This is a genomic window from Vibrio sp. THAF64 (assembly GCF_009363455.1).
Classification (GTDB): domain Bacteria; phylum Pseudomonadota; class Gammaproteobacteria; order Enterobacterales; family Vibrionaceae; genus Vibrio; species Vibrio coralliilyticus.
Genome location: NZ_CP045356.1, coordinates 1,702,965 through 1,729,647 on the forward strand (window position 1 = coordinate 1,702,965; position 26,683 = coordinate 1,729,647).

At 44.9% G+C, this 26,683-nt stretch carries 24 protein-coding genes; 15 read left to right on the forward strand and 9 right to left on the reverse strand.

Annotated elements, in window-relative coordinates; translation table 11 throughout:
- Positions 1 to 85: 85 nt before the first annotated feature.
- Entirely contained in the window at positions 86 to 487 is a 402-nt protein-coding gene (locus FIU99_RS24155; protein ID WP_152472578.1) for a hypothetical protein, read from the reverse strand.
- Between the two features lie 449 nt (positions 488 to 936).
- Between FIU99_RS24155 and FIU99_RS24160 the strand changes: the two genes are divergently transcribed.
- On the forward strand, positions 937 to 3,009 hold the full coding sequence (locus FIU99_RS24160; RefSeq protein ID WP_152472579.1) for a PhoX family phosphatase: 2,073 nt from the start codon (positions 937 to 939) through the stop codon (positions 3,007 to 3,009).
- A gap of 121 nt (positions 3,010 to 3,130) precedes the next feature.
- Here FIU99_RS24160 and fghA read toward each other — a convergent pair whose 3' ends face one another.
- Together fghA and FIU99_RS24170 are read right to left on the reverse strand one after the other, a co-directional pair.
- On the reverse strand, positions 3,131 to 3,970 hold the full coding sequence (gene fghA, locus FIU99_RS24165) for an S-formylglutathione hydrolase (RefSeq protein ID WP_152472580.1): 840 nt from the start codon (positions 3,968 to 3,970) through the stop codon (positions 3,131 to 3,133).
- A 67-nt stretch (positions 3,971 to 4,037) separates the two neighbouring features.
- Entirely contained in the window at positions 4,038 to 5,186 is a 1,149-nt protein-coding gene (locus FIU99_RS24170; RefSeq protein ID WP_152472581.1) for an S-(hydroxymethyl)glutathione dehydrogenase/class III alcohol dehydrogenase, read from the reverse strand.
- A 193-nt stretch (positions 5,187 to 5,379) separates the two neighbouring features.
- Here FIU99_RS24170 and FIU99_RS24175 point away from each other — a divergent pair, with 193 nt between their 5' ends.
- Positions 5,380 to 6,264: a LysR family transcriptional regulator gene (locus FIU99_RS24175; RefSeq protein ID WP_152472582.1), complete on the forward strand. Its 885-nt coding sequence runs from the start codon at positions 5,380 to 5,382 to the stop codon at positions 6,262 to 6,264.
- On the opposite strand, the gene FIU99_RS24180 is transcribed toward FIU99_RS24175, so the two are convergent.
- Entirely contained in the window at positions 6,241 to 8,070 is a 1,830-nt protein-coding gene (locus FIU99_RS24180; RefSeq protein ID WP_152472583.1) for an MFS transporter, read from the reverse strand. The genes FIU99_RS24175 and FIU99_RS24180 overlap by 24 nt on opposite strands.
- A gap of 264 nt (positions 8,071 to 8,334) precedes the next feature.
- Here FIU99_RS24180 and FIU99_RS24185 point away from each other — a divergent pair, with 264 nt between their 5' ends.
- On the forward strand, positions 8,335 to 9,447 hold the full coding sequence (locus FIU99_RS24185; protein ID WP_172845118.1) for a YdiY family protein: 1,113 nt from the start codon (positions 8,335 to 8,337) through the stop codon (positions 9,445 to 9,447).
- Positions 9,448 to 9,487: 40 nt separating this feature from the next.
- Here FIU99_RS24185 and FIU99_RS24190 read toward each other — a convergent pair whose 3' ends face one another.
- Positions 9,488 to 10,258 carry a siderophore-interacting protein gene (locus tag FIU99_RS24190; protein ID WP_152472584.1) on the reverse strand — a complete coding sequence of 257 codons (771 nt, stop codon included), beginning with the start codon at positions 10,256 to 10,258 and terminating at the stop codon, positions 9,488 to 9,490.
- Positions 10,259 to 10,354: 96 nt separating this feature from the next.
- Complete coding sequence (locus FIU99_RS24195; RefSeq protein ID WP_006961294.1) at positions 10,355 to 10,939, reverse strand: LysE family translocator; 585 nt, start codon at positions 10,937 to 10,939, stop codon at positions 10,355 to 10,357.
- A 146-nt stretch (positions 10,940 to 11,085) separates the two neighbouring features.
- Here FIU99_RS24195 and FIU99_RS24200 point away from each other — a divergent pair, with 146 nt between their 5' ends.
- From FIU99_RS24200 to lhgO, 7 genes are all read left to right on the forward strand, one after another.
- On the forward strand, positions 11,086 to 11,526 hold the full coding sequence (locus FIU99_RS24200; RefSeq protein ID WP_006961293.1) for an Lrp/AsnC family transcriptional regulator: 441 nt from the start codon (positions 11,086 to 11,088) through the stop codon (positions 11,524 to 11,526).
- Positions 11,527 to 11,907: 381 nt separating this feature from the next.
- The gene (locus tag FIU99_RS24205) at positions 11,908 to 13,536 is read left to right on the forward strand and encodes a methyl-accepting chemotaxis protein (protein WP_152472585.1); all 1,629 of its coding nucleotides are present in this window, start codon (positions 11,908 to 11,910) and stop codon (positions 13,534 to 13,536) included.
- Between the two features lie 253 nt (positions 13,537 to 13,789).
- Positions 13,790 to 15,718, forward strand: coding sequence for a threonine--tRNA ligase (gene thrS / locus FIU99_RS24210; protein WP_152472586.1), 1,929 nt, complete (start codon positions 13,790 to 13,792; stop codon positions 15,716 to 15,718).
- A gap of 3 nt (positions 15,719 to 15,721) precedes the next feature.
- Positions 15,722 to 16,273 (forward strand): translation initiation factor IF-3, encoded by a 552-nt coding sequence (gene infC, locus FIU99_RS24215; protein ID WP_071881323.1) that lies wholly within the window; start codon positions 15,722 to 15,724, stop codon positions 16,271 to 16,273.
- A gap of 103 nt (positions 16,274 to 16,376) precedes the next feature.
- Entirely contained in the window at positions 16,377 to 16,571 is a 195-nt protein-coding gene (gene rpmI, locus FIU99_RS24220) for a 50S ribosomal protein L35 (protein ID WP_019275792.1), read from the forward strand.
- Between the two features lie 41 nt (positions 16,572 to 16,612).
- Positions 16,613 to 16,966 carry a 50S ribosomal protein L20 gene (gene rplT, locus FIU99_RS24225; protein ID WP_004401084.1) on the forward strand — a complete coding sequence of 118 codons (354 nt, stop codon included), beginning with the start codon at positions 16,613 to 16,615 and terminating at the stop codon, positions 16,964 to 16,966.
- Positions 16,967 to 17,251: 285 nt separating this feature from the next.
- On the forward strand, positions 17,252 to 18,457 hold the full coding sequence (lhgO, locus tag FIU99_RS24230; protein WP_152472587.1) for an L-2-hydroxyglutarate oxidase: 1,206 nt from the start codon (positions 17,252 to 17,254) through the stop codon (positions 18,455 to 18,457).
- Between the two features lie 82 nt (positions 18,458 to 18,539).
- Here lhgO and FIU99_RS24235 read toward each other — a convergent pair whose 3' ends face one another.
- Positions 18,540 to 18,914, reverse strand: coding sequence for a cystatin domain-containing protein (locus FIU99_RS24235; RefSeq protein WP_152472588.1), 375 nt, complete (start codon positions 18,912 to 18,914; stop codon positions 18,540 to 18,542).
- 345 nt (positions 18,915 to 19,259) lie between these two features.
- Here FIU99_RS24235 and FIU99_RS24240 point away from each other — a divergent pair, with 345 nt between their 5' ends.
- The 4 genes from FIU99_RS24240 to FIU99_RS24255 all read left to right on the forward strand — a co-directional run bounded on the left by FIU99_RS24240 (position 19,260) and on the right by FIU99_RS24255 (position 22,648).
- Positions 19,260 to 20,093, forward strand: a complete 834-nt coding sequence (locus FIU99_RS24240) for a DUF6279 family lipoprotein (protein ID WP_253899454.1) — start codon at positions 19,260 to 19,262, stop codon at positions 20,091 to 20,093.
- Positions 20,094 to 20,214: 121 nt separating this feature from the next.
- Positions 20,215 to 20,982, forward strand: coding sequence for a sulfite exporter TauE/SafE family protein (locus FIU99_RS24245; RefSeq protein ID WP_006961285.1), 768 nt, complete (start codon positions 20,215 to 20,217; stop codon positions 20,980 to 20,982).
- 175 nt (positions 20,983 to 21,157) lie between these two features.
- The gene (locus FIU99_RS24250) at positions 21,158 to 22,309 is read left to right on the forward strand and encodes an HD-GYP domain-containing protein (RefSeq protein WP_152472589.1); all 1,152 of its coding nucleotides are present in this window, start codon (positions 21,158 to 21,160) and stop codon (positions 22,307 to 22,309) included.
- A gap of 147 nt (positions 22,310 to 22,456) precedes the next feature.
- The gene (locus tag FIU99_RS24255; RefSeq protein ID WP_006961283.1) at positions 22,457 to 22,648 is read left to right on the forward strand and encodes a hypothetical protein; all 192 of its coding nucleotides are present in this window, start codon (positions 22,457 to 22,459) and stop codon (positions 22,646 to 22,648) included.
- A gap of 33 nt (positions 22,649 to 22,681) precedes the next feature.
- Here the strand turns inward: FIU99_RS24255 and FIU99_RS24260 are convergent, their stop codons facing one another.
- Positions 22,682 to 24,202 (reverse strand): aldehyde dehydrogenase family protein, encoded by a 1,521-nt coding sequence (locus tag FIU99_RS24260; protein ID WP_040121768.1) that lies wholly within the window; start codon positions 24,200 to 24,202, stop codon positions 22,682 to 22,684.
- Between the two features lie 256 nt (positions 24,203 to 24,458).
- Here FIU99_RS24260 and FIU99_RS24265 point away from each other — a divergent pair, with 256 nt between their 5' ends.
- Complete coding sequence (locus tag FIU99_RS24265) at positions 24,459 to 26,222, forward strand: sigma-54-dependent Fis family transcriptional regulator (protein WP_152472590.1); 1,764 nt, start codon at positions 24,459 to 24,461, stop codon at positions 26,220 to 26,222.
- Here the strand turns inward: FIU99_RS24265 and FIU99_RS24270 are convergent.
- Positions 26,215 to 26,619 carry a VOC family protein gene (locus FIU99_RS24270; RefSeq protein WP_064486459.1) on the reverse strand — a complete coding sequence of 135 codons (405 nt, stop codon included), beginning with the start codon at positions 26,617 to 26,619 and terminating at the stop codon, positions 26,215 to 26,217. The genes FIU99_RS24265 and FIU99_RS24270 overlap by 8 nt on opposite strands.
- Between the last annotated feature and the right edge of the window lie 64 nt (positions 26,620 to 26,683).

Here is a 26,683-nt window from a genome sequence, read left to right on the forward strand (position 1 = left end):
TTGTACCTGTTTGGAGTGTGATTACCAGTGTGGAAAGGGGAAGAAGCTTCAGCCCAACTCAGGCTGAAGCTAAAACACTGAAAGGCTATCGAACGTACTTGATGGTGGCGCTGATCAACCAGTGATGTGCTGTGCCGTCAGCTTTGGTGATCCATAAGTCGTTGTCGAAGGTTTTTACGCGACCAACGATGGTGACGTCCAGCTTATTGCCGACAACATTTTCCACGCGGATAAATGGATCCGAAGAAATAAGGAAAGGTTGTGCTTCTTTCACTGATTCACCCTGTGCGACGAGATAGTAGTGGTTGAGTTTGCCATCTGTTGGCTCAGTAGAGATGGCTTTGTACCCGACTAACTGAAAGCCATCGCCGATGGGCTGACTGAGGATCTCTTGCCCAAGGCGTACATGGGTAGGAATAAAGACATAGGCAAGCAGTAACCCTAGTACAGTTACCAAGGAAAGTAGTGAAAGTTTGACTTTAGACATGGTGTTATTTGTTATCCAAGTTGAGGCGATAGCTTAGCACAGACAATGACAATGAGTGGATAGTAGCTTGAAACTCCACTTTCTCCGTTGATGTAGATTAAACAAAGTAAAGCTAGCATTTGAAACCTTTGGCTGAATTAGGCTCAAATCTCAATTGGTGATTATTTAAACCTATATATACGTAAAATAATTATTTACCAATCCTCCTTGCTGTTGAATGTATTATTTATTGTGGTGGCAAATGTAAGCTATAGTTAAATTAACGAGTTTTATGCTTTTATTTTCCAAAAAGTAATTAATAAATTAATTATTCATTTTGGTTCCAAAGCTTTCTTGGTTTTTATTTCTTTCTTTTAAATTAAACGAAACCTTAACAATTCATGCCTATTAATAATTTCCACACAGGGAGCAGATGCTCGAGTAATAGATAGGAAATAAAAGGCCGTATTATGAGTCGTTGTACAACTACTGATGAGATTTTTAATAAAAGTAAGCAAACAACACTTTCTGAAATTATGTCGAAAGCGTTATCAAGACGAACCATGCTAAAAGGGACTGGCGGGGTAGCAGCATTTGGCGCCATGAGCTCTATAGGCTTGACGGGTTGTGGTACAGACGAAGCTACAGTAGATGTGTCTGATCGTGTTAACTCTCTGGGTTTCGATTCCATAAGCGCAGAAAGTAAGGATGCGTTTACTGTGCCGGAAGGCCACTTTGCACAGGTATTAGCGCCATGGGGAACTCGATTATTTTCAGTTTCCTCACATGGTGACATTATTCATCCCTTTAAACAGGACGGGACGAACAGTCATATTGATCAGCTTCACTCGGTTGGCCAAATGCACGATGGAATGCATTATTTCCCGCTGGATGATACCCAAGGTATTTTATGTATGAATCACGAATTCATAAAAAATGATATTCTCCATGAAGATGGTTATCCAGAGGTAGATGCGCAAGGTCGCCGATTGCCTGATTATGTCCGTAAAGAATATTATGCTCATGGTGTTTCGGTTGTTCATATTAAACTTGAGCAAAGTATTTGGCAGGTAGTAATTGATAGTCCATACAACAGAAGAATTCATTTATCTACCGAAATGGACGTAACAGGCGCTATTACCGACGGTGATTTACTCACAACTAAGTTTACTACTGAAAACAATAAATCTAACGTGACGCACGGTACTTACAACAACTGTGGTAATGGTTTTACTCCATGGGGCACGTACCTAACTTGTGAAGAAAACTGGCCGGGACACTTTAAAATTACGTCGGAACCTGATGATGTTCAATCTCGTTATGGCACGACTACAGATGAGGCTTTTAATGATTGGGATACACCCGATGAGAGTGATGAGGCCTTTATCGGTGAGTTTAAACGTTGGGATATTTCCGTTCTAGAGGCTAGCCCTGCAGAGGACTACCGAAACTACGATAATGGTTTTGGTTACATTGTTGAAATCGATCCGTACTCGCCAAATGCTAAACCCGCTAAGCGTTCGTCATTAGGGCGTTTCCGTCATGAAGATTGTACTTATGGTGCAATCGAACCAGGTAAACCCGTTGTATTCTACAGTGGGCATGATGGTCGATATGAGTACGTATACAAATTTGTTTCTGACGCATTGTGGGACGAGAACGACGCGAGTGAAAACTTGCCTGTTGGTACCGATCGCATGGCGATTGGTGCTAAGTATATGGACCACGGCACACTTTACGTTGCGCGTTTTGATGAGCAGGGGAAAGGTGAGTGGTTGCCATTGACAGAAGACTCGATCGATTTAAGTGGAAATCGCCTTGGTGACACTATTGGTAATCAGGCTAACATCATCAGAAACACGATTGGTGCGGCTGACGCTATGGGCGCTACACCGATGGATCGCCCGGAATGGACGGCGGTTGATTATGACACAGGGCTAGTCTACTTGGCTCTGACCAACAATACCGATCGCACTGACCAAGATGTGAATGCCGCCAACCCGCGTCCTTACAATGAGTTCGGCCATATCATTCGTTGGAAGGAGGGCGCAGTCGTGACGGAGTTTGAGTGGGAGTTCTTTATCTTTGGTTCCTCCGCAGAAGCGGATGCTTCTAGTATCAATATGTCAGGATTAACGGATGATAATGAATTTTCGTCAGCTGATGGTATTTGCTTTGATCAACGAGGTATCTTATGGCTACAGACCGATTCCAGTAGCAAAGAGGATATTAGTGTGGACAACCAGATTCTTGCTGTCGTTCCAGACGGCCTGGGTCAATCGGTTGATGGGGCGCCCGTGCTCAATGTGAGTAACCAAGACCATCTAAAACGGTTTGCAGTGGTACCAAAAGGGGCAGAGTCGACGGGGATTACGTTCACTCCAGATTACCGTCATATGTTCACCAATGTTCAGCACCCCGCGAACTGGCCGCATGAAGCAATGAACGCTTCGGTTGAGACGCCACAAGACGGTCGTACGTGGCGAGCGCGTTCAAGTACTGTGGTTATCTCTCGTTATGATGGTGGAAAGCTCGGTATTTAGACGTATCATTCACGTTCAGCTACGTGTCACCGTCAAAGCTAAATTTGGTGATATAGCGATATGAATAGAAAAATCCCCTCAACTTAGAAGGTTGAGGGGATTTTTATTTGGTGATTTATGTTTATTTGAACATGTGTTTCGCGTGGAACATCAGGTGTTCATCAATAAAACTAGAGATGAAATAATAGCTGTGGTCGTACCCAGTCTGCATACGCAGTTCTAAGTCTGAACCGTGGGTTTCCGATGCGACTACCAGATTTTCGGGCTTTAGCTGCTCAACAAGAAAGTTATCTGCATCACCTTGATCGACAAGAATTGGTAAAGATGACTTGGCTAGTTTGAGAAGCTCGCTAGAGTCGTATTCTTTCCAGCTTTCAAAATCGTTCCCCAGATAAGCATTGAAGGCTTTCTGACCCCATGGGCATTGGATTGGATTGCAGATTGGACTGAAGGCAGAAATTGACGTGAATTGCTCTGCGTTTTTCAGGCCGATAGTTAGCGCACCATGCCCGCCCATGCTGTGACCAGAGATGGCCTTGACAGTTGAGACTGGGAAGTTAGCTTCAATGACGCTAGGTAGCTCTTGAATGATATAGTCGTACATACGGTAGTGCGTAGACCACGGCTTCTGGGTCGCATTGAGGTAGAACCCTGCGCCTTTGCCCAGATCATAGCCTTCGTCGTCAGCAACGTCGTCACCACGTGGGCTAGTGTCAGGAGCAACGATTGCTATGCCTAGTTCTGCAGCCTTCTTGAAAGCTCCTGCTTTTTGCATGAAGTTTTCATCGCTACAAGTCAAGCCGGATAACCAGTACAACACAGGAACGGGAGACTCCTTGCTTGCATTTGGCGGCAGGAAGATAGCAAAACGCATAGTGCAGTTTAGTGTTGCAGAATCATGGGTGTACTGCTTGTGCCAACCGCCTGCGACTTTATTCTGACTGATGTTGGATAAACTCATTGATACTCTCTCAGATAAAGTCGCCACATCGGATGATGTGGCGACTTATTAATGGCTTAATCTAGGATTACTGATCCATATGGATAACAGTACGGATGCTCTTACCTTCGTGCATTAAGTCAAAGGCGTCATTGACGGCATCAAGACCCATAGTGTGGGTAATGAACTCCTGAAGACCAAACTCACCCGCCATGTAACGTTCAACAATTTCAGGAAGCTCAGAGCGGCCTTTAACACCACCAAAAGCACTGCCACGCCATACACGACCGGTTACCAGCTGGAATGGACGAGTTGAGATCTCTTGACCTGCACCCGCAACACCGATGATTACCGATTCACCCCAACCTTTGTGGCAACATTCAAGCGCTTGACGCATTACGTTAACGTTACCGATACATTCAAATGAGTAATCTACGCCACCGTCTGTCATCTCAACGATAACTTCTTGGATTGGTTTGTCGAATTTTTGCGGGTTGATACAGTCAGTCGCGCCAAGCTGCTTCGCTAGATCGAATTTGCTTTCATTGATGTCTATGCCAATGATGCGACTTGCACCAGCCATACGAGCACCGATGATTGCAGATAGACCAATACCGCCAAGACCGAAGATAGCAACCGTATCGCCTTTTTCTACTTTAGCAGTGTTAAGAACTGCACCCATACCGGTTGTTACCCCGCAACCTAGAAGACATACTTCCTCAAGCGGTGCTTCTTTGTTTACTTTCGCTAGTGAGATTTCTGGGAGAACTGTGTACTCAGAGAAAGTCGAACAGCCCATGTAGTGGAATATAGTTTCTCCATTGATGGAGAAGCGGCTTGTTCCATCTGGCATCAGGCCTTTACCTTGAGTTTCACGCACTGCTTGGCACAGGTTAGTTTTACCTGAAGTACAGAACTTACACTCGCCACACTCAGCGGTGTATAGAGGAATAACGTGGTCGCCAACTTCAACGCTTGTTACGCCTTCACCAACCATTTCAACAATACCACCACCTTCGTGACCAAGGATTGAAGGGAAGATACCTTCTGGATCGTCACCTGATAGTGTGAATGCGTCCGTGTGACAAACACCGGTTGCTACGATGCGTACTAGCACTTCACCTGCTTTTGGAAGTTGTACATCAACTTCTTCCATTTTTAGTGGCTCGCCAGCAGCCCATGCCACCATTGCTTTTGATTTGATAGATGTTTGACCTGGTTTGATATCAAGTGCCATTGGATGTTCCTTTATGTGTAATTGTTTTTGTCGTTCTAAGCGTAGACGAGGAACTCTCTTCTCGCTGTTTCGCTTTGTTGGTGACTATTCTAAATATTTCTTAAAATTTGATAATCCCATTAATTTGAAAATGATTTTTACGTATATGTAATAATGGTAGAGTGTCACGGTTAGATTTACTAAGGGAAACAGTATGGCCAATTGGGACGGAGTGAGTGAGTTTGTCGCAGTCGTAGAAACACAGTCATTTACCGCAGCAGCAAAGAAACTAGATACCTCTGTCGCGCAGATCAGCAGGCGGGTTTCTGCGCTGGAAGAGAGGCTGGCTGTCAAACTGCTTAACCGCACGACGCGAAAAGTCTCAGTTACCGAAGCGGGGCAGGTTTACTACCAACAGTGTAAGCATTTGGTCGAAGGCTTAGAGTTGGCGGAGCTGGCTGTGACTCAAATGCAATCTACACCCAAAGGGCTGCTTAAAGTGACGGCGCCGGTGACATATGGTGAAACGCATTTAGCGCCGTTACTGCTCGACTTTCTAGAGTCTTACCCTCAGGTTGATTTGGACCTTAACCTGACGAACCAAAAAATCGATCTGATAGAAATGGGTGTGGATGTGGCGATTCGATTGGGTCGTTTGCAAGATTCTAGTTTGGTAGCCAAGAGATTATCCAGTCGCCAATTGTATGTTTGTGGCAGTCCTGATTACTTAGCGCGCTATGGCGAACCGCATACTTTATCTGAACTGGAGAATCACCAGTGTTTAGTTGGCTCTATTGATTATTGGCGCTTCAAAGAGAGCAAGCGTGAAAAATCTCTACGAGTTTCCGGCCGTATTCATTGCAATTCTGGCTCCGCTTTATTGGATGCTGCAAAACGAGGGTTGGGGCTAGTGCAGCTTCCCGATTATTACGTGCGAGAAGGCTTGGATTCTGGTGAGCTGATTGAAGTATTGTCTGACTATCGGGATGATCGAGAAGGGATCTGGGCTTTGTATCCTCAAAACAGAAACCTGTCACCTAAAGTTCGTCTGTTGATTGATTTTCTGGCCGAAAAGCTAGGTGGGAGTACTGGAATCTAAGTCTGCATCTTGAATGGATTGCTCGACCATTTCGGCTATTTCCTCGGCCTGTTCAGGAGCTGTTTCAGATACTGCATTGACCCATTCTTCAACCGATTCCGTCAGGTTAGCGTCGTCACGGTCAGCGGGTCTCAAATTGCTGCTGTTTTCTACCATGTTGGCCACCAGCTCCTGACTCACTTCGACTAGTTTGTCAGGGTCATGCTCTGCGAGCGTTTCAATTACCTTGGTTGGGTCTGATTCCATTGATTCGGTAATGGCGGCGATGATCGACATGGCATTTTCCGGTTCTTTCTCAACCAGCCATTCTACGAGCTCTTCTATCTGGTTGTCGTCAGACTCAGCCAGGCGCTTCGCTATATCCACTGAAAGCTCTGGGTTGGTCAGAGTCATGGCTCTGAAAAGCAGGACGGTGTCTATACTTTCGATCTGTGCTGCACGCTCTGCAATTGTCACAGCCCATTCGGGTTGCTTGTTAGCAAGGCTGCGAATAAAGGTAATTGCATTGGAAGGGTGTGATGCTGCTAGTTCTTCTACCTGTTCTAAAGCCTCTTCTACATACAACGAGTGTTCCTGATACTCAGTTCGAGGGTCTAGTTCACCATGAATAGAGGCGGGTGTATGCATGACAAAGCTTTCTTGTTCTTCCACTGGCAGTGCCTCGCGAACTGACATCCGATAAATAGTGAATACGATAAGGCCTAAGTCCACCATGATTAGGAACGTAAATAGTGCACTGTTATCGAGTCGCTCCATTAATATGGAGGCAGTGTAGGGGCCAGCAATGGAGCCGATCGCATAGATACAAAGTAAACCTGACAATACTGGCACAAGCTGCGCTTTCGTAGCTCGGTCAAAGGTTTCGGAAATACTCAAAGGATAGAGACAGGCAATGAGGCCCATGGTCAGCGCGACCAAAATCAGTGGAGTGATCGACCATTGCCATTCAATCGAAACAGGCAGCGCAAAACTGACAATAGCGAGTACAAAACAGCTGCCAAGAATAACTTTGCGCCGCTCAAATCGATCAGATAAATACCCCATTGGCAGCTGTAATAAGATCCCGCCGGCTGTCGCTGCGCCCATAAAGACAGAAAGCTGGAAGCCAGTGATACCTAAGCCGTCTGCGTATATCGGCAGCATGTTGGCAATGGTGGAGTATAAGATGCCACACACGAAACAGGTGACAAAGCCCAGCGGAGAAAGAATGTAAATGGACTTGAGGGGGATGGAGTCCGATTGCTCGATCTGTGGCTCGAACTGGGAAATGAAGACCACTGGGGTGACTGAAATACTGAAAAGCACACCGCATAAAATAAACAGGGTGGTTTCATTTGGCGGTGCAATGGCGAGGCCAAACTGGCCGAGTGTAATTGCGCTGAGAATAACCACCTGATTGACCGCAAGAATTTTCCCGCGGTTGGATTCGGTCGACACACTATTGAACCAAGTGTCTAAAGTGGTCGTTGCACAAGCGATACAAAAGCCCATCACAGCCCGCATTATTGCCCACATCCAGACATCGGAATTTAGCCCCATGATAAGAATCGCACTGGCTCCGAGGCTGCCGCACATAGCAAAAGTTCGCACTAAGCCTATGTTACGTAGAATACGTTTTCCTAGGATTGCACCGAGCAGAAATCCGACGGAATACATTGAGAGGACGAAACCTATCGACTGGATGCTGATATTCGCTTCCGCAAGTGAAACCGGGAGTAGGATACCGCTCAAGCCATGACTACTCATCAGCAAGAATGAGCTGATGAAAAGTAGTGCTAGTGGCCGGAGTGTCGCTGCGATAGTCATAACAATTGATTTAAAAGCAAAAAAGAGCCATTTACAAGAGGGTTGTAAATGGATTGTTATGGTTTGGTTGCTTTATTGTCTCAATGCTTATATGACCAATCTCGCATATCGAGATTGCACTACTTCGCTTTTTTACATCATCTTGTTTAATTATCATGCCAATTAACATTGACAATCGCCTGTCTCGCTTCTGACATTGAGTGTTTATTGCCTCATTATCTTATGCGCAATGCGATTGGTTCCTACCAGACAGAAAAGGTACAGATGAAACTTAAAGTAACGGCTTTTTGTATTGCCACTGTTGTTGCCCAGCCAAATGCCTTTGCGGCCGAAGAAGTGACAGAAGAGCTTAATAGCCAAACTGTTTACATCGATGAAAGTGACGATTGGGTGAAATTGAAATCCGGTGAAGTGCTAAAAGGTGAATTGACTGGAACTGTTAAAAAGGAATCTAACTCATACGATCAGGAAATCGAATTCGACAGCGATGACCTTGGCGATCAGGAAATTGAACTTGAAGATGTCTCTGTCCTTGAGACAGCAAGTTATTTCACTATCCGCACGGCTAGCGGAGAGATTCATGACGGCTATTTATCAATCCGAGATAACAAGCTCTATCTGAAAAAAGGCGATCAGGAACAATCATTCCCGGTTACTCAGGTGGTTTCTATTTACCGAGGCTCTGAGAAAGATTCGGATTATTGGACTGCGGATTTATTCTTTGGTCTAGATATCAGCAAAGGGAACACTGATGAGTTTTCGATGTTGGGTGAAGTCGAGGCTGAGCGAAATACGGTGGAGTCTAGAACCAAGCTTAATGCACGCCATGAAGTGTCTGAATCCAACAAAGAGAAAACGGCTCAGAAGAGTCAGTTTGACGGCTCTTACGATATTTATATCAACAATCGACTGTTTTTCAGGCCGATCAAGTTCTCAGCGTTGAGTGACGAATTTCAGAACTTGGATTATCAGGTAAACGCTTCGATGCAGGTGGGTTACTTCTTTATCGCCAACTCTGATACAGAGTGGGATGTATCGATTGGTCCGGGTATGCAGTACAGTGAGTTTTCAACAGTAGAAGAGGGCGAGGACTCAAGTGCCAGCAGTACGATTTTGACCTTAGAATCAAACTTCGAATACGAGTTGACCAAGGACATCGACTTTAGCTACACCTATAACCTAGATTGGGCAAGTGATGACGCGGGTGGTATGCGCCATAAAAATGATCTTGGATTTGATATCGACTTAGTCGGCGATCTGGAATTCAGTATCAAAGCCACTTGGGATCACGTCTCGCAAACCAAGGCTGATTCGGATGGCGTCGTACCAGAAAAAGACGACTACAAAATCAATTTCGGTCTGAGTTACGAAATCTAATAAAACGAAAAAGCGAAGCTATCGAGCTTCGCTTTTTTGATTATTGATTTTCGTCGGCGTCTTGTCGCTTGATTACCTTATGGCCATCTTCTGACACACCTTGTTTCCAGTAACTGCTGATGTAGATATTCTCGCGAGCCACTTCCTTTTCATTACGGAAGTACTTCCTTAGTTTGCGCATTGAATCAAATTCACATGCACACCAAACGGAAGCGTTGCCCTCTAACCAAGGCAGGCTTCGTACTTGATCTTCAAGAGATTGTGACGCAGTGAGCCAGATAACCTTGACGTTTTCTGGAGCCTCAATTGGCTGAACATCTGCTTCTGATTCAACCTGAATAACAGCGTAACCTTTTGCCTGTTCAGGTAGGCTTCGAACTTTAACACTTAAAGCTGGCAGAGCCGTCATGTCGGCGACCATAAAGAACCAATCTGCTTCCAGATTTAAGGCCGAAATGGAACCTGGCCCTGCAATAGCGATGTTGTCATTAACCTGAGCTTGCATTGCCCAACGTGCAGCGAAACCACACTGTAAATCCTGAGTGATGTGGCGAACAAAATCGACTTCAACTGTACAGGCTACTGGGTCAAAATGGCGAATTGTGTAAGTTCGCATCACGGGGCGTTCTTCTTCACCTAGTTGACTTAAATCTGTACCACCTTCTCGATTAAACAGGAGCTTGATGTAGCCGCCAGTGCAATCGGCTGGAAATTCAGCTAACTCTGAGCCATGCAGCGAAATACGTTGCATGTTCGGAGTGATTGCTTGTGTTGACTGGACGGTAAGTGATTTTGCTGATGGCTTCTTCATACTTCTACTCGATAACTATTCTCTTTCGCATTTAGATTAACAGCACTTTCGTCAGCGAGACAGCATCTTTAACATTATTTACATTGAAGCGCCTGATCACAGCATCGGCAAGGTTGAACCGACCAACAATGCCGCCATAAGCACATTAAAACTTCTCACTCTAATATTGCTTGTTAACCAGCGCTGGAGCTCACGACCAGCAATGATCCAGAAGCTTCCCGATGGAAAATTTACCAATAAGAAGGTACAAGCGATGATCGAGAGCTCAAACCAACCGCCGCCGTTACTGTACAAAGTGACTGAGCTTAGCGCCATTGACCAGCCTTTGGGATTTACCCACTGGAAACTGGCTGCACCCAAAAAGGTCATTGGCTTGAAGTCTTCGACGTCTTTCGCTTTACCACTAAGGGCAATTTTAATAGCCAGATAGCCAAGGTAAGTTAGGCTAACATATTTGAGAATTTGGTGAGTCACTGGATAAGCTTCAAAAATGCCCGTCAGACCAATACCGACCAACATCACCATAAAAGCAAACCCAAAGGCTACTCCTGACATATGAGGTAGAGTTCGTCTGTAACCTACATTTGCTCCTGAGGTCATCAGCATAATGTTGTTAGGCCCCGGAGTGAAAGTCGAGACAAAGGCAAAAAGCACCAGAGCGCCAAGTTGTTCTAATTCCATGATGGACTCCTGTTCTTGCTTGGAGAAGCAAGATTATTGCGTTGAATGAATTGTCTGACCGGTCGAGTTCTATATTAGGTGGATTAGGGCGCAATTTTGTGTTTTTATTCGAAGGCTAACCTGAAATTGCACAATATAGAGGCGACATGGATAAGTTTGACGAAAGAATATTGCACGAGCTGAAATTGGACGGAAGGATCTCCAATGTTGAGCTCGCTGAACGGATTGGTTTATCACCTTCAGCAACATTGCGAAGAGTGCAGGAATTAGAAAAACAAGGCGTTATTAAAGGCTATCGTGCTGTATTGGATAGCAGCCAACTGGGTGTTGGATTTGCTGCCTATGTTTCCATTGGTTTGGCGAGTCACAGAAAACAAGCTCAGTTAGAGTTTGAAGAGCATGTCAGATTTGTTGACGAAGTCGTAGAGTGCCACAACATTACTGGCTCAAACGAGTACCTGCTTAGAGTTGAGACTAAGGATCTTCCTAGCTACAAGAAGTTTCACGCCGATGTGCTTGGTGAGTGCCGACAGGTGAACTCTATTACCACTATGGTGGTGATGGATACACCTAAAGATGAACGCTAATAACATCAGTTTTTCCGAATAATACCACTCACCAATTTCATTAAGCTGTAAAAGTCACCCCATGAAGAGCTAATGCTATGAGTTGGCTATTTTTATTGTCACGAATCAGACGTCTTCATCTGAATCGAAGCCAGGCATTAGCTTGGCTTTTTTTATTGCAGATAATTTAAATAAACATTAATTAATCTCGGCGTTTTCTTTAACTAGATATATTTGTTTTGTTAATTAAATATCATTGATTTATATGTCTGTAACTATATGAAATTAAACAAATAATAGTGTGGACTTGGTCACATTTTATCTCTAGAATTGCCGCCTGATTTTATATGGGAATATTCCCGAATCAAGGAAGACGCTAACTAATTGATTGAGATTAATTCAATGCAACAATCATTAAAGAACTTGTCTATTCGCCGTCAGGTTTTATTACCTGTCTTACTAACAACGATTACTCTGCTCGTTGCCCTTTGGATTACAAAGAACAACTTGCAAGAAGAGCAAGCAACGACTGCCTCTAACACAGATTCTCTAATCTTTTATAAAGATACGCTGGCAAATATCGATGATCAGGTATACCCGCTGAGAATCAGTGCCGTGTATGCGATTTATGATGCTTCTCGTCGCGAAGTCTTCCTGAACGAATTGAGAGCTGGAATGGCTCAGATTCAAAAAGACCTCGACATGATGGCATCAAGAAAAACATTTCGTGATGATGTGAATGTGGTACGCCGTGCCATTGAGAATTACGTCAGTTTTTCCAATCGCTCGGTTGAATTGTTTACTCGTCGTGATAACGGTGCGGTCAGTGAGCAGGAATACAACAACTTCATTGCTCAGTACCGTAACGCTGGTAATGAAATGGTCGGTGCAATCAATACATTATCTCAAAAAGTGAATGAATTTGCTGGTAAAGCAATGGAACAGAGCACTCGTAATAACGAGAAAGTTCAGAACACTGCGATGTATACGGTATTGGCTGTTTTGGCGGCTTCTCTTTTTGTCGCTTGGCTGTTATCAGGCATGATCGTAACGCCTATCCAAAAGTTACAATCGGTGATGCGCGAAATTGCTCAAGGTAACTTGAGCGCTCGTGCGGATTCTGAAGGTGAAAACGAAGTCGCTCAGCTAAGCAAAGATGTAAATTCCACGGCTGAACAACTGCACATGACGGTAGACGAGTTGATGCGTATTAGTGAAGAAGTAGCATCGGCATCTACTGAACTAGCGGCAGTGATGACGCAAGCTGAAGGTAATGCTCAACAAGAGCTGGCGGAGATTGAGCAAGTGGCTTCTGCTGTCAACGAACTGGCTAGTACAGCAGATAATGTCAGTGGCAATGCTCAGCTCGCTGACTCCACGGCACGTGAAGCTGATCAACTGGCAAAATCTGGGCTACAAATCTTCCAAGAGAGTAGTGAAGCCAGCGCACAGATGAGTCATGCACTGAATAATGCGGCTCAGGTTGTACTGACTCTTAAAGAGCAATCAGAGCAAATCAGTGATGTGATTGAAGTGATTCGTGGCGTCTCTGAACAGACAAACTTGCTAGCGCTGAACGCAGCTATTGAAGCGGCGCGAGCAGGGGAGTCAGGCCGAGGATTTGCTGTAGTCGCGGATGAAGTCCGAATGTTAGCAGCTCGTACTCAAGAATCGACTGGTGAAATTCAGGCAATCATTGAAGAGCTGCAGAAGCAATCTGGTTTAGCGAATGACAGTATGCAGGTGAGTTTGGAAATGTTAGATAAAAACAACCAGCTTGCGAAACAAGCCAACGAAGCGCTGGTCGGTATTACCGAGTCGGTTGTCAATATCAATGATACCAATACTCAGGTGGCCACAGCAGCGGAGCAGCAGTCTCAGGTCACTCAGGATATCAACCGAAACGTGGTGAACATGTCTGAGTTGGTTAACCAAAACGTAACGGGCATTAGCCAAAGCGCGAGTGCTAGCTCGGAGCTGTCACAGTTGGCAGAAAAACAGAAAGCGCAGCTTTCTTTCTTCAAGCTTTAAGTTGTCATTGTTTTCATTCCAAAGGGCTGTTGAGCGATCATCAGCCCTTCTTCTTATTTAAGACATTTCTGTGACATGGATTGTTATTTTATTTGATTTGGTTACAATGCTCGTTCGCTCCTGAATTGTGCATTCGTATTTGCGCAGAAAAGGACAAAACTCTCGTCTTTAACCTATTGTTTTCTCAGTTAAAGACATGATTTTAAATTGCATGTGTTGCTTGGTGTGCAACACCACTGTAAAGGACAGTTAAATGCCTATTATTACTCTTCCTGACGGCAGTCAGCGTCAATTTGACAACCCAGTTTCTACTCTTGAAGTCGCTCAATCTATCGGTCCTGGTCTTGCGAAAGCAACCATCGCTGGTCGTGTAGATGGTAACCGTGTTGATGCATGCGATCTTATCGAACAAGATGCAAGCCTAGAAATCATCACAGTTAAAGACGAAGTAGATGGTCTAGAAATCGTTCGCCACTCTTGTGCTCACCTACTTGGTCACGCGATCAAGCAGCTTTTCCCTGAAGCGAAAATGGCGATTGGTCCAACTATCGACAATGGTTTCTACTACGATATCGATCTAGAGCACTCTCTAACGCAAGAAGATCTGGATAAGATCGAAAAGCGCATGAAAGAGCTGGCTAAGACCAAATACCAAGTAATCAAGAAAAAGGTTAGCTGGCAGGAAGCTCGCGATGCATTTGAAGCTCGCGGTGAAACGTACAAGATTGAAATCCTTGACGAAAACGTATCGCGTGACGATCGTCCAGGCTTGTACCATCATGAAGAATATATCGATATGTGTCGTGGTCCTCACGTACCACATATGGGTTTCTGTCAGCACTTCACACTACTTAACGTAGCTGGTGCTTACTGGCGTGGTAACAGCGATAACAAGATGCTTCAGCGTATCTACGGTACTGCATTCCACGACAAAAAAGCGCTGAAAGCGCACCTAACTCGTTTAGAAGAAGCGGCGAAGCGTGACCACCGTAAGATCGGTAAACAGCTAGACCTGTTCCACATGCAGCAAGAAGCACCGGGTATGGTGTTCTGGCACCACAATGGTTGGTCTATCTTCCGTGATCTGGAAGTCTTCATCCGAGCTAAGCTAGATGAATATGGTTACCAAGAAGTAAAAGGCCCATTGATGATGGACCGAGTACTTTGGGAACGTTCTGGTCACTGGGACAAATACGCAGATGCGATGTTCACGACTTCTTCTGAGAACCGTGAATACGCGATCAAGCCAATGAACTGCCCAGGTCACGTTCAGATCTTTAACCAAGGTCTTAAATCATACCGTGATCTACCGCTACGTATGGCGGAATTTGGTTCGTGTCACCGTAACGAACCTTCTGGTGCGCTACACGGTATTATGCGTGTACGTGGCTTCACTCAGGATGATGCACACATCTTCTGTACTGAGAGTCAAATCCAAGAGGAAGTGACTAGCTGTATCAAGATGGTTTACGATACGTATCAAACATTTGGTTTCGATAACATCGTCGTTAAACTATCAACTCGCCCTGAAAAACGTGTCGGCTCAGATGAGATCTGGGACCAATCTGAAGAAGCGCTTAAGCAGTCTCTTGAAGCAATGAATATTGAATATGAGCTTCAGGAAGGCGAAGGTGCATTCTATGGCCCTAAAATTGAATTTACACTGCATGACTGTTTAGATCGTGCATGGCAGTGTGGTACGGTTCAGCTAGACTTCAACCTACCAGGCCGTTTAGGGGCGACTTACGTGGATGAAAACAACGAACGTCAAGTTCCTGTAATGATTCACCGTGCTATCCTAGGTTCACTAGAACGATTCATTGGTATTCTGATTGAAGAATACTTCGGTTTCTTCCCGACTTGGCTATCTCCGGAGCAAGCAGTAATTATGAATATTACTGATAAGCAATCGGATTATGCTCAGGAAGTGGCCCAAAAACTACAAAAATGTGGAATTAGAGCTAAAGCAGACTTGAGAAATGAGAAGATTGGCTTTAAAATCCGCGAACACACTTTGAAGCGTGTACCGTATATGCTGGTTTGTGGCGACCAAGAGATGGAAGCTGGAGAGATTGCAGTACGTACTCGTAAAGGTAAGGATCTCGGCAAGTTTAAAGTGGATGACTTTGTTTCATACATCCAAGACGAGATTTCAAGCCGTAAGCTCAATCTGGAGGAATAAACTATTAAAGGCGGAAGACGCGGCCAAGTACCGGCCAAACAAAATGCTCATCGTTTAAACGGTGAAATTCGTGGCGTTCGTGAAGTTCGTTTGACTGGCGCTGATGGCGAATCAGTTGGCGTTGTTTCTATTCAAGAAGCAGTAGCAGCAGCTGAAGAAGCGGGTATGGATCTAGTAGAAATCAGTCCAAACGCTGAGCCACCAGTATGTCGAGTAATGGACTACGGTAAATTCCTCTTTGAGAAGAGCAAATCTGCTAAAGAGCAGAAGAAGAAGCAAAAACAGGTTCAGATTAAGGAAGTAAAATTCCGTCCTGGAACTGATATTGGAGACTATCAGGTAAAACTACGCAACCTGACGCGTTTCCTTGAAGAAGGCAACAAAGTGAAGGTAACAATTCGCTTCCGTGGCCGAGAAATGGCACACCAAGAGATCGGTGTTGACGTTCTAAATCGTCTTAAGGAAGACACTGTTGATTTAGCAGTAGTGGAATCTTTCCCTAAGAAGATCGAAGGTCGTCAGATGATCATGGTTCTTGCCCCTAAAAAGAAGTAATTAACGGCTTACAAGTAATTAAACCCTGCCGTTTTTAAACGGCGGGGTTTTATTCGCCCTGATTACATGTTTATTAAACTACTACAATGCGGAGTTATTCATCATGCCTAAGATGAAAACCAACAAAGGTGCTGCTAAGCGTTTCAAGAAAACTGCTGGTGGTATTAAGTTCAAGCACGCTACTAAACGTCACATCCTGACTAAGCGTACTACTAAGAACAAGCGTCAACTACGTCCAAACGCAATCCTTCCTAAGTGTGAAGTGGCTGCAGTTGTTCGTATGATGCCATACGCTTAATTCTTTTTAGTTTATTTATCGTTTAGTTTAGGAGAAGCATAATGCCTCGCGTAAAACGTGGTGTACAAGCTCGTGCACGTCATAAGAAAGTTCTAAAACAAGCTAAAGGTTACTACGGTGCACGTTCACGTGTTTACCGCGTAGCTTTCCAAGCAGTTACTAAAGCTGGTCAATACGCTTACCGTGACCGTCGCAACAAGAAGCGTCAATTCCGTCAACTATGGATTGCACGTATCAACGCGGCATCTCGTCAGAATGGTCTATCTTACAGCCGTTTCATCAACGGTCTTAAGAAAGCATCTATCGAGATCGACCGTAAGATCCTTGCTGACATCGCGGTATTCGACAAAGCTGCATTCGCAGTTCTAGTTGAAAAAGCGAAAGCTGCTCTTTAATTAGAGTTAGTTATTAGGATTAAGAAAAGGGGAGCTTCGGCTCTCCTTTTTTGTTTCTGCTATTCCCACATTTCGTTCAAGATGACCAACCCCTACGTTATTGGTCAAATGTTTCAATCCATTCATTACTTTTCTTCTGCCAATATATTGGATGGCAAGTCACAAATCGCACGATTAATCTGGCTTAACTATTAGACATTGCTGTGACTGTGCTCCACCTATGCGCAATTAGGCACAATTGTGATTAAGATGCTGTCTTGATATGGGCTAAGAGAAAGGGACGTCGTGCACGATTATATTATTGTTGGTGGGGGCATAGTGGGGGCGTCTACTGCATGGCAACTAAAACAAAAATACCCAGCTAAACGAATACTTCTGCTAGAGAAAGAAGCTGATTTTGCGCAGCATCAGACAGGGCACAATAGTGGTGTGATTCATGCTGGCGTTTACTATCAACCCGGAAGTCTCAAAGCGGACTTCTGTAAGCGTGGTGTGCAGGCGACCATCGACTTCTGTCAGCGTCACGGTATCGACGTAGAAAACTGCGGGAAGCTCATTGTCGCAACGACAGACGCTGAATTAGAACGGATGGAAGCGCTTTTTGAACGTTGCCAGCAAAACGAAATTGATGTTGAATTGCTCGACCAAGCTCAACTGAAGTTGGCAGAGCCCAACATTACGGGCTTAGGTGCTATCTACGTTAAGCAGACAAGCATTGTCGATTACAAGAAAGTTGCTCAATGCATGGTTGAAGAATTCACGGCCTCTGGTGGGTTGATTGGGTTGAGAACGAGAGTCGTAGCCGCGCAAGAGCTTGAAGAGGAGATTCAGCTTACGTGTGTCGCAGATGGGCAAACAATGCAGCTTAATACCCGACATCTGATCACTTGCAGTGGTTTAATGGCAGACAGAATGACGCGAATGTTGGGGATTAAAACTGATTTTCAAATCATCCCCTATCGAGGCGAATACTACCAATTACCTGAGAAACACAATCAAATCGTTAATCACCTGATTTACCCCGTTCCTGACCCTGAGTTACCGTTTCTTGGGGTACACCTTACTCGCATGATAGATGGTAGTGTGACGGTAGGGCCCAATGCGGTGCAAGGCTGGAAGAGAGAAGGGTATTCGAGGTTTAACTTCAGCCTACGTGATACGTTGCAAATGTTGTTGTTTAAAGGTTTTTGGCGTGTCTCAGCGAAACACTTAAATACTGGGCTAGAAGAGTTTAAAAACTCGTGGTGGAAGCCGGGCTATCTCAAGTTAATCAATAAATATTGTCCTGCAGTGGTATTGGAAGATTTGCAACCCTATACAGCAGGTGTGCGTGCTCAGGCTGTGCTAGAAGACGGTACTCTGGTACATGACTTTTTGTTTTCTGAAAGTGTTCGAAGCCTTCACGTCTGCAACGCACCTAGCCCTGCAGCTACCTCAGCCATTCCGATTGGCGAATATATTTGCAAAAAAATAGAAGAGAAGTTTGAGTAAAGCAGTAGTGCTTCAGGTTATCTAATAATCACAAAAGGCGGAGCCGGTAATGGGCTCCGCTTTTTTGATTTATGTAATGAAGTTATGGGCAAAGCGGCCCAGGTTTAGCTATTCGCTCAATCATATAATCATCCCGAAGGTTGCGATTGACCACGGCATGCCACACTTCGCCATTTTCGAGGGTAAATTCAATGGCGTAATTCATCCCGCTGACCACTTGGGTCCTCACCTGATTGATTTGTTTGACGGGGGACTCGGTGTTCATCTGGCCCAGAATGGTATCCATCGCCCTCATGACTTCAGGCGTTATGCTTGAGGTCGACCATCCACCAGGCAACCCTTTTTCCATGCATATTGGATTTTGAGCGAGTTCCTGTTCCGGCTTGGGCTGCGATTGTGTAGCACAGCCTGCAAGTACCAACACAGAGATCACTGACGAAGCAAAAGTTCTGTTCATTATTATTGTGCCTTGATGTTAAGAATGTAAGCGAAGCTTGGGTCAATCTATTACTTAGAGTGCGTGGCTTCCGTTCAATTAATCATAGATATTTAGACGTTCAATACGTTAAATTTAGGTCAGAGTTGGGCATGAGGAAAGGTGTTGCCGCTTTTAAGTGCGATACGAGCTAATGCGTGAAGTCAGGATAGATGGTTGTCAGAGGTTTCTATGGAATATCAGCCAGCTAAAGCGCATTTTAAAATTCTGGTATTTAATTTGCTGGTAATTTAATCAGTGCACACTTCTCTACAGGTGTGAGAGCTATAATTATAATGTTCTCAGCAGTGTTGGGCAGAGGAATGGATGATGAAGAAATGGGGATTATTAACAGCGCTCTGTTTTGCTTTAACTGGCTGTAGTACCAAGTTTGTTTATAACAATATGGATTGGTTGTTGGTAGAGTATCTGGAAGATTTTGTTGAATTAAATGACGAGCAAGAAGAGCTGGTCAGTGAAAAAATTGAAGTGCTCAGCGATTGGCATCGACGGGAAGAGATTCCAAATTATATCCAGCATTTGGATCAGCTCATTGCGCTTGATCCTAAATCGTTTACTGAAGATGACTTAAAGCAGCAAGAAGCGCAATTCCAGAACCATACTCAAAGGCTGGTCAGTCAGATAGCGCCAGAAATGTTCACTTTAGCGAGTGAGCTGTCTGATGACCAAGCGGAAGAGTTAATGGATAATATTCGTGTTCGACATACACGTTATAAAAAGAAATATCAGAAGCTCACTGAAGACAAAATTCGTGAAAACTATGAAGAAAAAATCACTGAGAATTTTGATGACTGGCTAGGTTCTATAACGCCGGAACAAGAAAGGATGATTCAGGAGTGGACCTCCCAACTTTATGTAACTTCATATGATTGGATAGACCATCAAACCAAAATGCGAGTGGAAATGAATGCTTTGCTTACCAATCGTATGCAAGTTGGATATTTTCAACCTCACTTCCAGCAACTGATGTTTAATCCCGCTAGTTTTTATTCGACGGAGTTGGAGCAAAAGATCGGCCATAACAAGGCGGTCGCCGATAAGTATTTGGTTAAAATCATAAACTCAGTGACAGACGAACAGACCGCGTATTACCGCCAAGAGCTGCGTGATTGGAAAAACATAGCACTCGATATTCAGTGATCTAGTTGGCGTAGTAAGCCATTTCATCGTATTCCAAAGGGGCAAAAAATTTGCCCCTTTAGTTTACCTGAGGAGAGAACGCCGCTACATTGGGCTAATAATCCTCAACTGAATCAAAAAGATGGAATGGATTCTATTGTTTGTAGCCGGAGTGCTTGGCGGAATTCTTAACAGCGTTGCAGGTGGTGGTAGCTTCATCACGTTTCCTAGTTTACTGTTTGTTGGCGTGCCTCCTGTTATCGCCAACGCAACTAATACTTTTGCCGCTTGTGCTGGTTACGTCAGTGGCGCTTACGGGTTTCGTCAAGACATCGGTAAACATCCTCAAACCATTCTGTTTACAGTTATCCTGAGCTTAATCGGTGGCGCTTTAGGGGCTTACCTATTGCTGAGCGTGTCTGAATCTCTGTTTCTAGAAGCGATCCCTTGGTTGCTGTTGTTTGCGACAGTGTTGTTCTTATTCGGCAACAAAATCAGTGAGTGGTCTGGAAAACTGGTTCGTAAGGGCTCTGTAAGCCCCGTTTGGTCGACCATCGCACTTTCCTTGTTTTTGGTTTTGGTCTCCGCATATGGAGGCTTCTTCAACGCTGGGCTAGGGGTCATCGTACTGAGTTATTTGGTTCTTGCTGGGTACAAAGACATTAACCAAATGAATGGCCTTAAGCTTTTGGTGTCTTCCTGCGTTTCTCTAACGGCCATCTTAGTATTTGTTCTGGATGGCTCAATTGACTGGCCTAGAGGGATTGTCGTGATGCTAGGGACGCTATCTGGAGGTTACGCCGCTGCACGGGTATCGCGTAATGTGCCTCAGCAGTACGTCAAAGGTTTTGTGGCGATATCGAGCGTTTTGATGACCACATACTTTTTCTACGATGTTTATTGGGCGTGAATGAATCGACAGATCATAGTTAGTCATGTTGTGTCTCATAAATAACCACATAAATTATGATGAAATTCTAAGTTTGCTGATGTGTTGGTAAGCAAGTTGTTAAATATTTGATACGTTTAGTTTCTATACTGAGAAACTGCTTCAAATTATCACAACAACAAAGGTTACTCATTGCATGTTTGATTACACAGCGTTCAACCAGACGGCTGCTCAAAATCAGGACATCATCTCCAAGCTGAACGAAATCTATGCTCTGGCAATGAAGTCTTACCCACCGCTCTCCCGTTTTTCCATCGCCTTGATTGGTAATAATACCGTGTCTAATTATTATGTCAGAGACAAGCTGGCAGACATCGGTCGATATGATTATCTTGAGCAAGAACTAAGAGAAAACTCGTCACTTACCAGTATTGCATTTACCGCCAATATTCGAATTGTCGACTGTTTGCGCGACATGCTTCAGACAGAGCGAATCAAGGAGCTGATTAAACTCGGTCATAGTAGCAGCTACACCTTTCCCATTTCTTATCAGGGAAAAACGATTGGCTTCATATTTTTCAATGCTTCTGAAGATGGTTTTTTCAGCCTTAGCGACAGTCAACGAGACTTTGCCTACCTGTCGCAGCTCATTGCAGGCTTGTTTGTCCAATTGTATGAAAACCAGAAACATTTTCAGTCTACCTTGGCGGTTGCGTTGAATATGGGGCACGCTCGTGATCCCGAAACACAAGAGCATCTGACGCGGATGGGAATGTACAGTGAGTTGATTGCCCGTCTACTGTCAGAAACCGTTGCTGAAGTGACACACCCATTTATTCATCGTATCCGTTTGTATGCGCCCTTTCATGATATTGGCAAGTACATGATTCCTGATGAGATTCTGTACAGCAATCGTCGATATACACCTCAGGAGCGAGAAATAATGAACCGCCACACGGTTTATGGTGAAGGCATTATCGACGATGTAATTTCGTTATCGAGTGTGAACTCCGTTTCGAGTGAAGAAATCGCGTTTATCAAGAATATTGTCCGTCATCACCATGAACACTTTAATGGAAAAGGGCTCCCTGATGGCTTGAAAGGTGAGTCGATTCCGCTAGAAGCTCGGATTGTCACACTGGCGGATGTTTTTGATGCGTTGCTCAGTAAAAGAGCCTATAAGCCAGCGTGGTCTGTGGAGCAAGTAGTGGAATATATCGAAGAAAATGAGGGCGTTATATTCGATCCACAGTGTGTCAGGGTTTTAGTGTCTAACCTCGATCTGTTTCTCGATATTCGTGCCGCTTATGTTGATCGAGCCGAAGCGGTAGACGCTATGGCTTCGTGATCGAAGCGCAATTATGAATCACATTGTTAGATGTTTTGATAAGGATTTAGGTTAATTTTTGCCCGAAAGTGCCACAATGACTGTGTAGAAAAAGCGCGCTCTACCTACCTCACTTTTTCCCTTTCTTTTCTCTTGGTAGGAGGAGTTATGGACAGAAAACTAGGTCGTGTGATGTCAGGCAGCAGAATGGTAACATTTATTGCTTTTCTGGCGGCAACCTTTGCCTGGATTTTAAAGATGCCGGCTTTGTTCACCGTTTCAGTGGTAGCGTTGATCGCCAGTGGCATGTTGTATTGGAATGACAAGCGTAAAGAAAGCGACAAACACGAAGAAGCCTGATAGTAAAAGAGCGCCCTAGGGCGCTCTTTATGTTTAGAAGAAACCGAGTGGGTTAACGTCGTAGCTAATAAGTAAGTTTTTGGTGTTCTGGTAGTGATCCAGCATCATCTTATGTGTTTCACGGCCAATACCTGACTTCTTATAACCACCGAAGGCAGCGTGTGCTGGGTAGGCATGGTAACAGTTCACCCAAATACGACCCGCTTCGATGTTGCGACCCATGCGGTAGGCTAGATTGGCATCTCGCGTCCAGACACCTGCGCCTAAGCCATATTCGGTATCGTTCGCAATGGCCAGTGCTTCGGCTTCGTCTTTAAACTTAGTAATGGCGATAACTGGGCCAAAGATCTCTTCTTGGAAGACGCGCATCTTATTGTTGCCTTCAAGAAGCGTTGGCTGAATGTAGTAACCCGATTCGATATCGTCTTTTTGCTGAGCGACTTCACCACCGAACACAACTTTCGCGCCTTCTTGGCGGCCTATCTCTAGGTAGCTCAGGATCTTATCAAATTGTTCCTGAGAAGCTTGTGCACCTACCTGAGTGTCTGTATCCAGCGGATTACCTTGCTGGATGCTCTTTGCACGTTCGGCCACTTTGGCGATGAACTTGTCGTACACGGACTCATGCACCAATACACGTGAAGGGCAGGTACAGACTTCGCCTTGGTTGAAGAAGGCCAATAGCGTACCTTCGATACACTTCTCCAAGTATTCGTCTTCATGGTCGAAGATGTCCGGGAAATAGATGTTAGGTGACTTACCGCCCAGTTCCACAGTTGAAGGAATTAGGCTATCGGCTGCACATTTAAGAATGTGGTTACCGACTTGAGTCGAGCCTGTGAAAGCGATCTTGGCAATACGGTTACTGGTGGCAAGCGCTTGGCCTGCTTCACTACCAAATCCGTTGACGACGTTTACCACGCCTGCTGGAATCAAATCACCGATCTTTTCCATCAAAAGCAAGATAGAAGTTGGGGTTTGCTCAGCCGGTTTCAAAATCACACAACAACCTGCCGCGAGCGCTGGAGCCAGTTTCCATGCTGCCATCAGCATAGGGAAGTTCCACGGAATGATCTGGCCGACAACACCAATAGGTTCAGGGAAATGGTAGCTCGCGGTATTCACATCAAGCTCGGCTGCGCTGCCTTCTTGAGCGCGGATACAGCCCGCAAAATAGCGGAAATGGTCGACTACAAGAGGAAGATCTGCCGCAAGGGTTTCACGCACTGGTTTGCCGTTTTCCCATGTTTCTGCCACAGCAAGTTCTTCAAGGTGCTGCTCAATGCGATCGGCAATCTTGAGGAGAATATTGGAACGCTCTGTTACACTCGTGGCTGCCCAGCTCGCTCTGACATTATGAGCCGCATCAAGTGCCAGGTTGATGTCTGCCTCACCTGAACGAGCCACCTTACAGTAAGCTTGCCCATTGACTGGTGAAGTGTTGTCAAAGTATTCGCCAGACACAGGCTTCACCCATTCTCCACCAATGTAGTTGTCGTAATGGGTTTTGAAGTTAACCACCGAATCCTGACTGCCTGGTTGTGCGTAAATCATAGAAATATCCTTATTATTTTCTCGTTCAAGTTATGTTTGAAGCTGTCACCAACAGGTGAACACTTCAGTTACCATTCATCTAACTAACGCAAATCACAGACCAATTGTTAAAAACTTGTTGTGACTTTGTTCTGGCGCTAGAGTGTTCAAGGCTTAGACTGTGTTGTTTTAAACGCATGGAGATGGAATTGGGTGTTAACAAAATGTTCACCTGTTCCAAAATGGCACACCCCAAATGCTCAAGAGTGGAACAGGTATGGAACTACAAACCCATCAACCAGACAGCTGGCTCATGTCCTCATGGCAGAGAAGTACGAATGCGGGCCTCAAACAGGTAAAGAAACCTGAAGACATTAATGTGTCTAATGCGCTGCTTAAAGAGCGACGTTATAAAGCTCAAGGCGTGATTGAGGCTGTGGAGCAGTGCGCTTTGCCTTTGTTTAATCAAGTTCGTTCTCGAACAGATAGCCGGTTGATTTTGACGGATGATGAAGGGGTCGTTCTTGCGAGTTGGGGGCAGGAAAGATTCCGAGAAAAGTTGATGTCGATAGCGCTGGATTCAGGCAGTTGCTGGCAGGAAAGGCTGAAAGGGACGAATGCGATTGGAACGGCACTGTTCGAAAAGAAAGCAGTGTCTATTATTGGTGAGCAGCACTTTATCAAACAGCATCGTTTCATTAGTTGCTCGGCGAGCCCGTTATTTAACCATCGTGGTGAGCTGGTTGGCATTCTCGATATAACCAGTGAGCAAAGCAAACATGATGTGACTACGCAGCTGTTGGTCCAGAACATGGTGCAGCTGATTGAAAACTACCTGCTGACGCAAATCCCTGAAGGGGTTTTGCAAATCAACCTTGCGCACAATGAGTCAGTTTTGAAGAGTGGTTGGCAAGGCATAGTGATTGCTGATGAAAATGGTCAGGTGGTGGCACACAACCAGGTTGCTACTCAACTTATTCCTAAGGCTGCACTTGTCGGAGAGCATGTCGAGAGCCTTCTCAAGCAGCCAGAGCAGAGCACGCAGTTCGTCTTCGAAAAACGGACCTTAGGCCAGAAGCCGGTCCAGAAAAAATGGCTCAGCGTATCGAGTGAGCTTCACTATGGTGATCACCAAGTTGAACAGGCGTGGCAACAGGTAAATAAAGTACTGGATTGTGATATTAATTTGTTAATTCTCGGAGAAACGGGGGTAGGTAAAGGCGAATTCGTTAAAGCGCTACACAAACACAGTGCCCGATGTAAGCAGCCGCTTGTCACTGTTAATTGCGGGGCACTACCTAAAGATTTGATTGAATCTGAGCTATTTGGTCATGCGTCTGGAGCGTTCACTGGGGCGAGTAAGCATGGCTATTCAGGGCGGGTGAGACAAGCGGATAAAGGTATCTTATTTCTGGATGAAATTGGAGAAATGCCGCTTGATGCGCAGTGCCGTTTGCTATCTGTCCTGCAAGACAAAGTGGTTATGCCTGTGGGTTCGGCTCAATCCTATCAAGTGGACATTCAGGTGATTGCCGCAACGCATCAGGATTTAAACCAACTGGTCGCTCAGGGACGCTTTAGGCAGGATCTCTATTATCGATTGAATGGCTTAGTGATTACTTTACCTTCATTGTATCAGCGCGAAGACAAAGCCGCATTGATTCGGGCAATTCACGCAAAACACCAACAAAACTCTCAACAAATCTCGGCGTCGCTAATGCAGTTATTGCTCAATTATCGTTGGCCAGGCAATCTGAGAGAGTTGGATAACCTTCTCAAAGTCACCAGCTTGATTGCTAGCGATGTAGAAGAAATCAGCATTGAGCACGTACCTACTCACTTTGCCCAGCCATTGTTAGAAAACACTCCGGTGCAAAGTGAAGTGGTAGAACAGGATTTGAAATCAACGCTGAATAGCACATTGGTTGATACCTACCATGCGCACAATGGTAATGTTAGCAAGGTGTCCCGAGTGCTGGGAATCAGCCGGAACACCGTTTATCGAAAGCTCAAAGCATTGGGGTTGATCAAAACTAAATGATGGTCTGGTGTGAAATCTCGGGATGATAAAGAGGCTGGATGACGTGACCTTCCGGATCGCGGCAATGGAAGCTTCTTGCACCATCGCTGTGATCATGAGGCGCGTCGAGCAGTGTGACTCCTTTCTCTTGCATGAACTCATACCAATGATGGAGCTCATCTTTAGTTCTAACAATAAAACCAAAGTGATCGACGCTGATAGGCGAGCATACCCGTTGTGAGTGGGCGCGACCAAGTGAGAGATTATCGCAGCCGTTAGTCAGGTAAACCAGATTATCACTTGCTCGTCTCAACACTGTCATACCCATGATGTCAGTGTAAAAAGCCTCACACTCTTCGAATTTCTGAACCACTAACGCAATATGTCTCATACCATTAAATGGAGCGGGTCTGTCCATAATTACACTTCCTTGTATTTTATTTTGAATTAAATTGTATACAATAAAGCAATTGTTTTGCAAT